The following is a 13,168-nucleotide window of genomic DNA, read 5'->3' on the forward strand; positions in this document are numbered from 1 at the left end:
TAGAAACACCCTCGAAACATGTCGCGGCGGGGTTTCACACCGTCGAAACACGAGAGCCCTCCAGGCGAAACCGCCAGCCTCGAATCTCTGGAGCAACCCAACGTTCCGTGCCGAGGAGGGTTCTCTTCGAGATGAAAATCGATACCGGTACAACCGCCTGGATGCTGGCGGCCACCGCGCTCGTGCTGCTCATGACGCCTGGACTGGCGTTCTTCTACGGGGGCATGGCGCGGGCCAAGGGCGTCCTCAACATGATGATGATGTCGTTCGTCAGCATCGTCACCGTCAGCATCATCTGGGTCTTCTACGGCTACTCGATCGCGTTCAGTTCCAACGGGAACTCGACGCTCGACAACTTCGTCGGCGGGCTCTCGGACTGGGGGCTGAAGAGCACGGCCACCTCCGTCTACGAGGGGCTGATCACCGAGGGCCCGGCGGCGATCACCGACAACATGCCCGAGCTGGTGTTCTCCGCGTTCCAGCTGACGTTCGCGATCATCACGGTCGCGCTGATCAGCGGCGCGATCGCCGACCGCGCGAAGTTCGGCGCCTGGGTCGCGTTCACCATCGCCTGGGCGACCCTGGTCTACTTCCCGGTCGCGCACTGGGTCTGGGGCGGCGGCTGGCTGTTCGACAAGGGCATCGAGGACTTCGCCGGCGGCACCGTCGTGCACGTCAACTCCGGTGCGGCGGCCCTCGCCCTCGCCCTCGTCCTCGGCAAGCGCAGGGGCTGGCCGAAGGAGCCGATGCGGCCCAACAACATGCCGTTCGTGCTGCTGGGCGCGGGCCTGCTGTGGTTCGGCTGGTTCGGTTTCAACGCGGGCTCCGAGCTCGCGGTCGACGGCACCACCGCCCTCGCGTTCATGAACACCCAGGTCGCCACGGCCGCCGCGGCCGGCGCCTGGCTCCTGGTGGAGAAGCTGCGCGACGGCCACGCCACCACCCTCGGCATCGCCTCCGGCGCCGTCGCGGGCCTGGTCGCCGTGACCCCTGCCTGCGGCTTCATCGACACCTGGGTCGCCGTGCTGCTCGGCTTCGTCGCCGGCGCGATCTGCGCCTACGCGGTCGGCCTCAAGTACAAGCTCGGCTTCGACGACTCGCTCGACGTGGTCGGCGTGCACCTCGTCGGCGGCCTCGTCGGCGCCGTGTCGCTGGGCTTCATCGCCGCCTACCCGTTCCTGCCGCAGCAGCACAAGGGCCTGTTCTACGGAGGCGGCCTCCAGCAGCTGGGCTGGCAGGTCGTCGCGCCCCTGGCGGTCGGCGCCTACTCGTTCGTGATGGCGTTCGTCATCGGCAAGGTCATCGACCTGGTCATCGGCTTCCGGCTGGATCCCGAGGACGAGGTGAACGGCATCGACATCGCCACGCACGCCGAGAGTGCGTACGATCTCGGGTCGGCCGGGGGCGGCGGCTCCGTCCACGCGGCGAGGGTCTCGGACCAGGCCTCGGCCGCCGTGGCGGGCAACGCCACGACGAAGAAGGTGGAGGCGGAAGCGTGAAGCTGATCACAGCGGTCATCAAGCCGTTCAAGCTCGACGAGGTGAAGGCGGCTCTGGAGACCTTCGGGGTCAAGGGCCTCACCGTCAGCGAGGCGAGCGGGTACGGCCGGCAGAAGGGCCACACCGAGGTCTACCGCGGCGCCGAGTACAAGGTCGACCTCGTGCCCAAGCTCCGCGTCGAGGTCCTCGTCGACGCCGAGGACGCCGAGGACATCATCGACGTCATCGTCAAGGCCGCGCAGACCGGCAAGATCGGTGACGGCAAGGTCTGGGCGGTCCCGGTCGACACGGTCGTCCGCGTCCGTACCGGCGAGACCGGCCCGGAAGCCCTGTAGGGCGCACGAGTGGTCCTCGCTCACGGAACGGTCGGGGGACAACGCCACGAAGCCCGCGCAGCCCTGGCGGCTGCGCGGGCGGCGCGTGCCGCCGACCTCGACCGCTGGCTGACCGGTCTGCTGGGCACCACCCCCGAAGCGGAAGCCCCAGCCACGCCCCCCGCCACAACACCCACCCCCACCCCGTCGGCCGAGCCCGCTGATGCTGCCACGGCGGCCGAGCCCGTTGACACTGCCGCGCGCGCCAAGTCCACTGGCCTTGCTGCGGCTACGAGGCCCGCTGATCTGGCCGGGACGGCTGAGGCGGCTGGGCTTGCTTTGCCGGGCTCTTTTGCCGGGGCGGACGGGGTCGCTTTGGTCGCGGTCGGCAGTTATGGGCGGCGCGAGCTCACGCCTGGTGGCGATCTTGACCTGGTGCTCTTGCATCGGGGGCGGCCGGACGTGGGCCAGGTGGCCGACCGTGTCTGGTACCCGATCTGGGACTCGGGGCTGCGGCTCGACCATTCCGTGCGCACGGTCCAGGAAGCGCGGACCGTGGCGCGCACCGACATGAAGGCCGCGCTGGGGCTGCTCTCCGCCCGCCGGATCGCCGGCGAGGCCGCGATCGTCGACGAGCTGCGCGCCGCCGTCCTCGCCGACTGGCGCGCCGACGCGCGGCGGCGCCTCGCCGAGCTGGCCGAGATGTGCCGGGAACGCTGGGAGACCCAGGGCGAACTGGCGTTCCTCCTGGAGCCCGACCTCAAGGAGGCCCACGGCGGCCTCCGCGACGTCCACGTCATGCAGGCCGTCGCCGCGTCCTGGGTGGCCTCGGCCCCCAACGCGCGCGTACGCGCCGCCCACGATCTCCTCCTGGACATCCGGCACGCGCTGCACGAGACCACCGGCCGGGCCTCCGACCGCCTCGTCCTCCAGGAGCAGGAGGCGGTCGCCCAGGCCCTCGGCATGCTCGACGCCAACGTGCTGCTCCGTTCGATCGCCGAGGCGGCCCGCACGATCACGTACGCCGAGGATCATCTGTGGCGTCGCGTGGAGCGTTTCTGCGCGCCTCGCCGCGCGCCCGTCATGCGCGCCCGCACGGACGCGGCGGGCCGGCGCGGTGCGGGCGAACGCGGTGCCGTCGAACGCAGCCCCGTCGGTGACGGCGCCGTCGAGCAGGAAGGCGAGGTCGTCCTGGCCCGCGGCGCCGACCTGGACGACCCCGCGCTCGTCCTCCGCGTCGCCGCGGCCGCGGCCCAGGCGGACCTGCCGCTCGCCCCCGCCACGGTCGACCGGCTGGCCCAGGGCGCCGCGCTGCCCGCCGTGCCGTGGCCCGCCACCGCCCGCGACGCCCTGGTGGCGCTGCTGGGCGCCGGGACGGCGGCGATCGGCGTCTGGGAGGCCCTCGACCAGGCCGGGCTGATCGTGCGGTTGCTGCCGGACTGGGAACGTGTCCGCAACCGCCCGCAGCGCAACCCCGTCCACACCTACACCGTCGACCGCCATCTGGTGGAGGCCGCCGCCCGCGCCGCCGCCCTCACCCGCGAGGTCGCCCGCCCCGACCTGCTGCTCGTCGGCGCGCTCCTGCACGACATCGGCAAGGGCTGGCCCGGCGACCACTCGACGAGCGGCGCGGTCGTCGCCCGCGACATGGGGACCCGGCTGGGCTTCCCGCCGGGGGACGTGCAGGTGCTGGAGACCCTCGTCCGGCACCATCTCCTGCTGCCCGAGACCGCCACCCGCCGCGACATCGACGACCCCGTCACGGTCGAGACCGTGATCAAGGCCGTGTCGGCGGTGCCCGGCCGCGAACGCGAGATCGTCGAGCTGCTGGCCGCCCTCGCGATCGCCGACGGCCAGGCCACCGGCCCCGCCGCCTGGGGACCGTGGAAGGCGCGCCTGGTCGCCCAGCTGGCCCGCCGGGCCATCGGCGCCCTCACCGGCGGCACACCTCCGCCCGCGCCCGCCCTGCCCCCCGAGCAGCTGGCCCTGGCCCGGCACGACGGAGCGGCGATACGCGTCGCGGGCTCCCGGATCACCATCGCCGCCCCCGACCGTCCCGGCCTCCTCTGGAAGGCGGCGGGCGTACTGGCTCTCCATCGCCTGGCGGTCCGCACGGCTCGTACGGTCAACGCCTCACCCCGTCCGTCGGACGACGGGCGCACGACGGCGGTGCTGGATTTCACGGCGGTGCCCGAGTACGGGACGCCGCCGGACCCCGCGGCGCTGGAGGCCGACCTGAGGCGGATGCTCGCCGACCGCCTGCACGTCGCCGACCGGCTGGAGAAGCGGGCTCGCGCGGTGCGGGTGCGGCCGGGCGTGGCCGTTCCGCCGCCCCGGGTGTCGATCGTCGACGACGCGTCGAGCACGGCCACCGTGGTGGAGGTCCGGGCCCACGACCGGCCGGGGCTGCTGTGGCGGATCGGGCAGGCGCTGGGCGAGTGCGGCCTCCAGGTCCGCGCCGCTCAGGTCGACACGCTGGGAGCCGAGGCGGTCGACGTTTTCTACGTGGTGGACGCGGAGGGGCGTGCGCTCACCGACGCGGACGAGTTGGACCACGTACGACGGCACGTCCTGGAGGCCCTGGCCTAACCACTCGGCGTGGGCTGAACGCTGGCTCAGCGTGGGTTCGCGCAGACTTGACATGCGTGCCAGCTCAGCATGCGTGCGGGCTCAGCATGTGTGCGGGCTCAGCGTGCGTGTCCGGCTCAGCGTGCGGGCGTGCGTGCGGGCTCAGCGTGCGTGTCGGCTCAGCGTGCGTGCCAAGTCAGCGTGCGTGCCCGGCTCAGCGTGGATTCGCGCGGGCTTCACGTGCGTGCGGGCTCAGCGTGGGCTGGGCGCTGGGCTCTGTGTGGGCGTGGGTGTGGGGCTGGATGCGCAGCTGCGTGGGCTTGGCGTGCGTGCGGGCTGGCGTGGTGGAAGACGGAGGAGCAGCCACGGGGGCACGGCTGCCCCTCCGCCGGTCCAGGGGGTCAGGAACTCGCTAGGCCGCTGCCTGGCTGAGGGTCACGCTGGCGGTCGTTGTCGCCAGGTCCCTTGCCGCCATCGTTGTTCGGTGCGCGGAACTTGCCGTCCTTGCCGTTGCCGTTGCCGTTCCCGCCCTTGCCGTTGCCGCCGTTCCCGTTGCCGCCGTTGCCGTTCCCGTTCCCGTTGCCGTCGTCGTCCTTGTCTTTGTTCTTGTTGTTGCCCTGGTTGCCGTTGCCCGAGCCGTTGTTCCCCTTGGACGGCTTCTCTTTGGGCGTCTTCGCCTTCTTCGGGTTCTTCGTCGTTCCCTTGCCCTCGTCCTTCTTCAGGAGCTTCGAGCAGTAACCGGGCACCTTGTGCGCCCCGCCGGCGGCGGAGACGAGTGGAACGTACGCCGCTGAACGCAACGCCTCGGCACGGTGAGCGGAATCACCGGACGCGTACGAACGGCATAGCCCGGACAGGGCCGAAGGCTGGTTCGCGCCGTGCGTCGGGCGGGGGCTGGTCTGACCGCCGGAAGGTTCGGCGGACGGGGACTTGCTGACCGGCCGTCCCGGAGACACCGTGGTGTCCGGATCGCCGTCCAGGGGGCCCATCGGGAGGGCCCCGGTGCCGGCGGCGAGCGCGACCCCGCCGGCCGCCGTGACCGCGAGGCTCAAGGCCGCGATCTTGGCGGTGAGGATGCGGGTGAGCGGGAGCCCGCGTCCCCGCTTCTTCGGCAGCGGAGCCGCCGCGGCGGCGGTGAAGGCCGCCACGGCGCTCTCCTCGCCGGCGAGCTCCGGGCCCCGCGCGGGCGCGGAGGCGGCGGCGAGCACGCGGCCGAGGGGCTCGGCCGGGGTCCCGGAGTCGCCCGGCTCGCCGCGGAGCAGGCGCTCGGCGGCGGCACGGTCGAGGTCCCAGTGATCCGTACTCATCTCACTCCCCTCAGCGCCGTGATCTGGATTCGTGTCACACCTGGCATCTCAGTCTGCGCCGTCGGGCCCGTGAGCAGGCCGTTCTTCCATCTGGTCGGCCAGCCGGTGCAGGCCGCGGTAGGCGGCGGTCCGGACGGCCCCGGCCCGCTTGCCGAGCACCCGGCCCGCCTCCTTGGAGTCGAGGCCGACGACGACGCGCAGCAGCACCGCCTCGGCCTGGTCCCGGGGCAGCGCTCCGATCAGCGCGATGGCGCCGTCGGTGGAGATGCGTTCCAGCGCGTCCCGCTCGGTGTCGTCGCGTCCCACCAGGTCGGTCAGCTCGTCGATCTGCACGCTGGTCTCGGGCCGCCGGTTGAGGCGCCGCAGATGGTCGAGCGCCCGGTGCCGCGCGACGGTCGACGCCCAGCCCCGGAACCGGTCGTAGTCGCCGCTGAACGAACGGATGTCGCGCGCGATCTGCAACCACGCGTCGGCCGCCACGTCCTCCGCGTCGCCGCCCACCAGTGCCCGCAGGTACCGGAGCAGCCGGGGCTGCAGGTCCCGGTAGATCGTGCGGAACGCGGCCTCGTCGCCGGCCTGCGCGCTCTGCAGCGCCGTCTCGAGACTGTGGTCGGGGGGTTCGACCCGGGTGGTCACCCGTCCGCTCATGCGCGCCCGTGCCGGCGCGGCCACGTCTTCACCTTGGGGTCCTTCGGGGCTTGATCAGGACGATGGGGGGCCTGAACACCCGCACGGCCACGTCGCGCAGGTCACAGGGAACCCCTGAACGCTCCAGCGTACGACCCAACCTGACCGTCACAGGCCGTTCGACCAGAACAAACCTCCTCCATCCGCGGCGGCGGCGAGACGCGACGCCTTGATCGGGCGGGGCGCGGTGGTTGACCCGATAGTCTGATAGGCGATCCCAGAAGCTTTCCAAGGACGGGTCCAGACACGTGTTCGAGACGCTATCCGACCGGTTGACGACGGTCTTCTCGTCGCTGCGCAGCAAGGGGCGGCTCTCCGAGGCCGACATCAACGCGACAGCCCGCGAGATCCGGGTCGCGTTGCTCGAGGCCGACGTCGCCCTGCCCGTGGTGAAGGACTTCATCGCGCAGATCAAGGAGCGGGCCGCCGGGGCGGAGGTCTCCCAGGCGCTCAACCCCGCGCAGCAGGTCGTCAAGATCGTCAACGAGGAGCTCATCAACATCCTCGGCGGCGAGACGCGGCGGATCCGGTTCGCCAAGAACCCGCCCACCGTGATCATGCTGGCGGGCCTGCAGGGCGCCGGTAAGACCACGCTCGCGGGCAAGCTGGCCCGCTGGCTCAAGTCCGAGGGGCACGCGCCGCTGCTGGTGGCGGCCGACCTCCAGCGGCCCAACGCCGTCCAGCAGCTGCAGGTGGTCGGTGAGCGCGCCGGGGTGCCGGTGTTCGCGCCCGAGCCCGGCAGCGGCGTCGGCGACCCGGTGAACGTCGCGCGGCGTTCGATCGAGCAGGCCAAGCACGCCCAGCACGACATCGTCATCATCGACACCGCCGGCCGCCTCGGCATCGACGCCGAGATGATGCAGCAGGCGATCGACATCCGCGACGCGGTCAAGCCGGACGACATCCTGTTCGTGGTCGACGCGATGGTCGGCCAGGACGCGGTCAACACGGCCCAGGCGTTCGTGGAGGGCGTCGGGTTCGACGGCGTCGTCCTCACCAAGCTCGACGGCGACGCGCGCGGCGGCGCGGCGCTGTCGGTCCGGCACATCACCGGCCGGCCGATCATGTTCGCGTCGACGGGGGAGAAGCTCGAGGACTTCTCGGTCTTCCACCCCGACCGGATGGCCGGGCGCATCCTCGACATGGGCGACATCCTCACCCTGATCGAGCAGGCCGAGCAGGCGTTCGACGCCCAGCAGGCCGAGAAGATGACCACGAAGTTCGCGTCCGGCGAGGACTTCACGCTCGAGGACTTCCTCGAGCAGATGATGATGATCCGCAAGCTCGGCCCGATCGGCAACCTGCTGGGCATGATGCCCGGCATGGGCCAGGTCCGCGACCAGGTCAGCCAGATCGACGACAAGGACCTGGACCGGGTCGCCGCGATCATCCGGTCGATGACGCCGGGCGAGCGCGAGAACCCGAAGATCATCAACGGCTCGCGGCGGGCCCGCATCGCCAAGGGCTCGGGCGTCTCCGTCGGCGAGGTCAACAGCCTGGTCACCCGCTTCTTCGACGCGCAGAAGATGATGCGGCAGATGGCGGGCGGCATGGGCCTGCCGGGCATGCCCGGCCGCCGCAAGGCCGCGAAGGCGGCCAAGAACGCCAAGAACAAGAAGGGCAAGCAGCGCAGCGGCGACCCGCGCAAGCGCGCCGGCGGCGGCCAGCAGCAACAGCCCGCCGCCGCCCAGGACGGCGGGATGCCGGACGGCCTGCCGCCCGGTCTCGGTGGCCAGTTGCCGCCAGGTCTGGGCGGTCAGCTGCCGCCCGGATTCCAGATGCCCGACCTCGGCAAGCTGCAAGGACGCAAGAAAAAGTAAAGCCGCCGCGTGTCATCGCGCGATTGCGCTTTTTCCGCGATCGTCTGGCAGAATGGCAGGCTGGAAACCCCGGGAACGCCAGGAGCCCTCTCTCGTCCTGCGCAGGCCGGAAATCCATGGAACGGCCGGTAACCGGTGTCCCCACCTGGTGAGGCCCGTTCACCCTGTATTGAAGTCTGGAGTACACCACACCCGTGGCAGTCAAGATCAAGCTCAAGCGTCTGGGGAAGATCCGGAACCCGCAGTACCGGATCGTCGTCGCCGATGCCCGCACCAAGCGTGACGGTCGGGCCATCGAGGAGATCGGCCTCTACCAGCCGAAGCAGGAGCCGTCGCTCATCGAGATCGACTCCGAGCGCGCGCAGTACTGGCTGGGCGTCGGCGCGCAGCCGACCGAGCCGGTCCTCACCCTGCTCAAGATCACCGGCGACTGGCAGAAGTTCAAGGGCGAGCCCGGTGCCGAGGGCACGCTCAGGAAGGCCGAGCCCAAGCCGGACAAGAAGGCCGTCTTCGAGGCGGCCGTCAAGGAGGCCTTCAGCGAGGACGAGGCCGCCGCCACGGCGACCAAGTCCCGCAAGAAGGCCGAGCCGAAGAAGGCCAAGGCCGAGGCCAAGTCTGAGACCAAGGCCGAGACCCCGGCCAAGACCGAGGACACCACCGAGGCCAAGGCCGCCGAGACCACCGAAGCCAAGAGCGAGGACTGACGTGCTCGAAGAAGCGCTCGAGCACCTGGTGCGCGGCATCGTGGAGCACCCGGACGACGTCCGGGTGCGCGCCCGCCGCATCAGGGGTGGCCGGGTCCTGGAGGTGCGCGTGCACCCCGAGGACCTCGGCAAGGTCATCGGCCGCAGCGGTCGTACCGCCAAGGCCCTCCGCACGGTCATCAGCGCCCTCTCCGGAGGCCGCTACGTGCGCGTGGACCTGCTCGACGTCAACGAGGTCCGCTGAGCCTCACCGGCTCCAGTGGCTCTCGCCCGCGCAAGGACCGATCGGTCCCCGCAGGCCCAGTGACCGGCCCGACGGCCCCGCCGTCGGGCCGGTCACCGTTTGTGACCAACGATGGTGGTGGTGATGAAGGACCAGCTGGTGGTCGGCCGGATCGGACGGCCGCACGGCATCCGTGGTGAGCTCACCATTGATGTCCGTACCGACGAACCCGACGCCCGCTTCGCGCCCGGCGCCGAGATCGCGACGGACCCGCCCGCGACGGGCCCCCTCACGGTGGAACGCGCCCGCTGGCACTCCGGCCGCCTCCTTCTGGCGTTCGCCGGAGTGACCGACCGCTCCGCGGCCGAGGAGCTGCGCGGCACCTGGCTCGTCGTCGCCCCCGACGACATCATCGACACCGGCGACCCGGACGACTTCCACGACTCCGAGCTGGTGGGCCTCGCCGCGGTCACCACCGCGGGCGACGAGATCGGCACCGTCACCGAGGTCCGCCACTTCGGCCAGGACCTCCTGGTGATCAGCCGGACCGCCGGCGGAGAGGCTCTGGTGCCCTTCGTCGCCGCCCTCGTCCCCGAGGTGGACGTCGCCGGCGGCCGCCTGGTCATCGACCCGCCCGCCGGACTCCTGGACGACCAGTGAGACTCGACATCATCTCGATCTTCCCGGAGTACTTCGCTCCGCTGGACGTCTCGCTGCTCGGCAAGGCCCGCCGCAACGGCCTGATCGACATGACCGTCCACGACCTCCGCCAGTGGACCCACGACCGCCACCGCACCGTCGACGACACCCCGTACGGCGGCGGCCCCGGCATGGTCATGAAGCCAGAACCCTGGGGCGAGGCCCTAGACACCCTGGCCCCCCCACCCAAGTCCACCCCCCGGCCTGAGACGTCCAGCGCTCAACCACCCGCTACCCAGCCATCCGCGTCCAGCGACCAGCAGCCGGCCAGCACCGCCCCTGAGACGTCCACCGCTCAGCCGGACGTGGCCAGCGCTCAGTCAGCCGCAGTCAGCGGCGAACGAGCTACGGCAAGCGGTCAGCCGGACACGGCCAGTGCCGGCGACCCGCTTAGCGCGGCCGCAGATACCAGCGCCACCACAGCCACCAGCGCGGTCGCAGGCACCGGCGCGGGCGCAGAAGTCGGCGCGGGCGCGGGGGCCAGCGGGCGCGTGGGCGTCAGTGCGGAGGCCAGCGTTGGGGCGACCACGGCGACCGGCGCGGCTGGAGCCGGTGGGCGGTCGAACGCGGGTGGTGGGGGTGTGGTGCCGCGGCTGATCGTTCCGACTCCCAGCGGGCGGCCGTTCACTCAGGCGCTCGCGGTGGAGTACGCGGCGGAGCCGTGGCTGATCTTCGCCTGCGGGCGGTACGAGGGCATCGACTCGCGGGTGGTCGAGGAGGCCCGGAGCCGGATGCGCGTCGACGAGGTAAGCCTTGGCGACTTCGTGCTCGCGGGCGGCGAGGTGGCCGTGCTGGTCATGGTGGAGGCCATCAGCCGGCTGCTGCCGGGCGTCCTCGGCAACTTCGACTCCGTGACGGACGACTCGTTCGCGCCGGGGGCCATGGAGTCCCTGCTGGAGGGGCCGGTCTACACCAAGCCGCCGGTATGGCGGGAACGGGCCGTCCCGGACGTCCTGCTGTCCGGCAACCACGGCGCGATCGCCCGCTGGCGGCGCGACCAGGCGCTGCGGCGGACCGTCGCCAACCGGCCCGAACTGGCCGCCAGGCTGGATCCGGCCACCCTCGACAAGCATGATCGCCAGGTGCTCGCCGACGCCGGTTTTCCGGTGGACGGCGAACCTATGGCACACTAGAGCGTCGCCGTTTATCTCACACACGGCGCTCATACTTTCGAAGAAGATCCACTTCGCGCGGCTCGACGCCCCCACGACACATCCCGGGGCCTCTCGATGTCCGCGTTCGACTCATGAGGAAACGCCTGTCATGCACACCCTGATCCAGGAGATCGAGAACGCCGCGCTGCGCAGCGACCATCCGGACTTCCGTCCGGGCGACTCGGTCAAGGTCCACGCGCGCATCACCGAGGGCAAGGTCACCCGCGTGCAGGTCTTCGAGGGCGTCGTGATCCGGCGCCAGGGCGGCGGCGCCCGCGAGAGCTTCACCGTCCGCAAGGTCAGCAAGGGCGGCTACGGCGTCGAGCGCACCTGGCCGCTCAACAGCCCGCACATCGAGAAGCTCGAGGTCGTCACCCGCGGTGACGTCCGCCGCGCCAAGCTCTACTACCTCCGCAACCTGCGCGGCAAGGCCGCGCGCATCAAGGAGAAGCGCGACTTCTGAGCCCGAACGCCCGGGTCATCATGATTCGGGTCTGCGGCAGCACGGCGCCCCGGGAACCCTCAGCGGTTGCCGGGGCGTTGGCCGTTTCGGAGCGGCCGGACATCGAACACGGAGCGCAAGGTAGTACGGGGCGACACGGCAGTGCGAAGGGTATGCCGGACGTGACGCCGCTAGGCTTTCGCTCTGATGACAGACGAGGACGATCGGAGAGACGTGCGTTCCGAAGCCGAGGGCGCGGTGCCCCACGAGAAGCAGGCCGTGACCTCGGACCCTGTCGCCGACACGACCACGGAGAACGGTTCGTCCGCCGACGGCCGCACGACGGAGGACGGGCCGGCCGCGACGTCCGCGGACGACGGGTCGTCCACCGGCGGCCAGGAGTCCACGGAGGACGAGTCGCCCAAGAAGGCCAAGAAGCAGGGCTCCTTCTGGAAGGAACTGCCGGTCCTCATCGGCGTCGCCCTCGTCCTCGCCCTGGTCATCAAGGCGTTCGCGGTGCAGGCGTTCTACATCCCGTCCGCGTCGATGGAGAACACCCTGCAGATCGGTGACCGCGTCCTGGTCAACAAGATCGTCTACCACACCCGCGACATCAAGCGCGGCGACATCGTGGTCTTCAACGGTCTCGACTCCTGGGACCCCGAGGTCGACTACGCCGAGCCGTCCAACCCGGTGTCCAAGGTCTTCCGTGCGATCGGCACGACGTTCGGCGTCGCGCCCAACGAGAAGGACTACATCAAGCGCGTGATCGGCATCCCCGGCGACCGGGTCAAGTGCTGCGACGCGCAGGGCCGCATCACCGTCAACGGCGTGCCGCTCGACGAGAAGTCCTATCTCTTCACCGATCCCCAGAGCGACGAGCAGAACAAGCCCTCCAACGAGACGTTCGACCACACCGTGAAGCCCGGCCAGCTCTGGGTCATGGGCGACCACCGCGAGGTCTCGTCCGACTCCCGCGCCCACCGCGGCGACCCGGGTGGCGGCACGATCCCCGTCAGCCGTGTGATCGGCCGGGCGTTCGTGATCGTCTGGCCGCTCGACCGGCTCGACACGCTGCCCATCCCCAAGACGTTCGAGCAGCCGGCACTGAGCGCCGCCGCCGCGGTGACCCCCGCCGTCCCGCTGGCCTTGGGCTTCGTGGGCGCCGTCCCCGTGGCCCTCATCCACCGCCGCCTCCGTCCCCGCTTCGCCCGGACGCGCGACGCGTAGATCCCGGGCGGCCGCCTGCCCGAAAGAGGCGGCCGCTCGTGTCACGATGTCAACCGGATCGGCCCGCGGTGGGGCCGGGTGACGAGGGGCGGAGGACATGCGTTCCGAACCCGAGGGTGCGACCCCCGAGCCCGACCGGCCCCCGGCTCCCACCGAAACCTCAGCCGAGAAACCCCTCCAAGCCGCTGACGCCACCGCACCACAGGACGAGGAAGGCGCCACGGTGGCAGACGCCGCCCCAACGGCGGACAGCGCCCCAACGGCAGGCGGTGCCGAGACGGCGGATAGTGTCACAACGGCGGACAGTGCTCCGACGGCAGACGGCGTCACGACGGCAGACGGCGTCACGACGGCAGACGGCGTCACGACGGCAGACGGCGTCACGACGGCAGACGGCGTCACGACGGCAGACGGCGTCACGACGGCAGGCGGCGTCACGACGGCAGGCGGCGTCACGACGGCAGGCGGCGTCACGACGGCAGGCGGCGTCACGACGGCAGGCGGTGCCACGACGGCAGGCG

Annotated in this window: 12 protein-coding genes and 2 pseudogenes; 12 read left to right on the forward strand and 2 right to left on the reverse strand. The window is 71.3% G+C overall.

Features of this window, described 5'->3' with window-relative positions; all coding sequences use genetic code 11:
* Positions 1-131: 131 nt before the first annotated feature.
* The 3 genes from ACGFNU_RS09455 to ACGFNU_RS09465 are packed head-to-tail and all read left to right on the forward strand — an operon-like array spanning position 132 to position 4,402.
* Complete coding sequence (locus ACGFNU_RS09455; protein ID WP_392591767.1) at positions 132-1,499, forward strand: ammonium transporter; 1,368 nt, start codon at positions 132-134, stop codon at positions 1,497-1,499.
* Positions 1,496-1,834, forward strand: coding sequence for a P-II family nitrogen regulator (locus tag ACGFNU_RS09460; RefSeq protein WP_392591768.1), 339 nt, complete (start codon positions 1,496-1,498; stop codon positions 1,832-1,834). Before ACGFNU_RS09455 ends, ACGFNU_RS09460 begins: the two co-directional genes overlap by 4 nt.
* A 9-nt stretch (positions 1,835-1,843) precedes the next feature.
* Positions 1,844-4,402: a [protein-PII] uridylyltransferase gene (locus ACGFNU_RS09465; protein WP_392591769.1), complete on the forward strand. Its 2,559-nt coding sequence runs from the start codon at positions 1,844-1,846 to the stop codon at positions 4,400-4,402.
* Between the two features lie 380 nt (positions 4,403-4,782).
* Here ACGFNU_RS09465 and ACGFNU_RS09470 read toward each other — a convergent pair whose 3' ends face one another.
* Together ACGFNU_RS09470 and ACGFNU_RS09475 are read right to left on the reverse strand one after the other, a co-directional pair.
* Positions 4,783-5,688 (reverse strand): hypothetical protein, encoded by a 906-nt coding sequence (locus ACGFNU_RS09470; RefSeq protein ID WP_392591770.1) that lies wholly within the window; start codon positions 5,686-5,688, stop codon positions 4,783-4,785.
* A gap of 48 nt (positions 5,689-5,736) precedes the next feature.
* Positions 5,737-6,360, reverse strand: coding sequence for an RNA polymerase sigma factor (locus ACGFNU_RS09475; protein WP_392591771.1), 624 nt, complete (start codon positions 6,358-6,360; stop codon positions 5,737-5,739).
* 263 nt (positions 6,361-6,623) lie between these two features.
* Here ACGFNU_RS09475 and ffh point away from each other — a divergent pair, with 263 nt between their 5' ends.
* From ffh to ACGFNU_RS09520, 9 genes and pseudogenes are all read left to right on the forward strand, one after another.
* Positions 6,624-8,195, forward strand: coding sequence for a signal recognition particle protein (gene ffh, locus ACGFNU_RS09480; protein WP_392591772.1), 1,572 nt, complete (start codon positions 6,624-6,626; stop codon positions 8,193-8,195).
* Between the two features lie 194 nt (positions 8,196-8,389).
* Positions 8,390-8,899: a 30S ribosomal protein S16 gene (gene rpsP, locus ACGFNU_RS09485; protein ID WP_392591773.1), complete on the forward strand. Its 510-nt coding sequence runs from the start codon at positions 8,390-8,392 to the stop codon at positions 8,897-8,899.
* 1 nt (position 8,900) lies between these two features.
* Positions 8,901-9,143, forward strand: a complete 243-nt coding sequence (locus ACGFNU_RS09490) for an RNA-binding protein (RefSeq protein WP_151568089.1) — start codon at positions 8,901-8,903, stop codon at positions 9,141-9,143.
* 123 nt (positions 9,144-9,266) lie between these two features.
* A complete protein-coding gene (gene rimM / locus ACGFNU_RS09495; protein WP_392591775.1) occupies positions 9,267-9,782 on the forward strand; it encodes a ribosome maturation factor RimM in 516 nt (171 codons plus the stop codon).
* Positions 9,779-9,988: pseudogene (locus ACGFNU_RS09500) on the forward strand (tRNA (guanosine(37)-N1)-methyltransferase TrmD); the annotation flags it as partial. The gene rimM and the pseudogene ACGFNU_RS09500, both read left to right, overlap by 4 nt.
* A gap of 420 nt (positions 9,989-10,408) precedes the next feature.
* A pseudogene (locus ACGFNU_RS09505) lies at positions 10,409-10,954 on the forward strand (tRNA (guanine(37)-N(1))-methyltransferase); the annotation flags it as partial.
* 130 nt (positions 10,955-11,084) lie between these two features.
* Positions 11,085-11,438 (forward strand): 50S ribosomal protein L19, encoded by a 354-nt coding sequence (rplS, locus tag ACGFNU_RS09510; RefSeq protein WP_358402099.1) that lies wholly within the window; start codon positions 11,085-11,087, stop codon positions 11,436-11,438.
* Positions 11,439-11,624: 186 nt separating this feature from the next.
* The gene (gene lepB, locus ACGFNU_RS09515; protein WP_392591777.1) at positions 11,625-12,647 is read left to right on the forward strand and encodes a signal peptidase I; all 1,023 of its coding nucleotides are present in this window, start codon (positions 11,625-11,627) and stop codon (positions 12,645-12,647) included.
* Positions 12,648-12,744: 97 nt separating this feature from the next.
* On the forward strand, positions 12,745-13,168 hold a 424-nt coding region (locus ACGFNU_RS09520; protein ID WP_392591779.1), incomplete at its 3' end, for a hypothetical protein.

This window comes from Spirillospora sp. NPDC048911, from assembly GCF_043198015.1.
Classification (GTDB): domain Bacteria; phylum Actinomycetota; class Actinomycetes; order Streptosporangiales; family Streptosporangiaceae; genus Spirillospora.

Coding starts and splice junctions, on each gene's coding strand:
- ACGFNU_RS09455 (WP_392591767.1), top strand. CDS start 132: ATGAAAATCGATACCGGTACAACCGCCTGGATGCTGGCGGCCACCGCG.
- ACGFNU_RS09470 (WP_392591770.1), bottom strand. CDS start 5,688: ATGAGTACGGATCACTGGGACCTCGACCGTGCCGCCGCCGAGCGCCTG.
- rimM (WP_392591775.1), top strand. CDS start 9,267: ATGAAGGACCAGCTGGTGGTCGGCCGGATCGGACGGCCGCACGGCATC.
- rplS (WP_358402099.1), top strand. CDS start 11,085: ATGCACACCCTGATCCAGGAGATCGAGAACGCCGCGCTGCGCAGCGAC.
- lepB (WP_392591777.1), top strand. CDS start 11,625: ATGACAGACGAGGACGATCGGAGAGACGTGCGTTCCGAAGCCGAGGGC.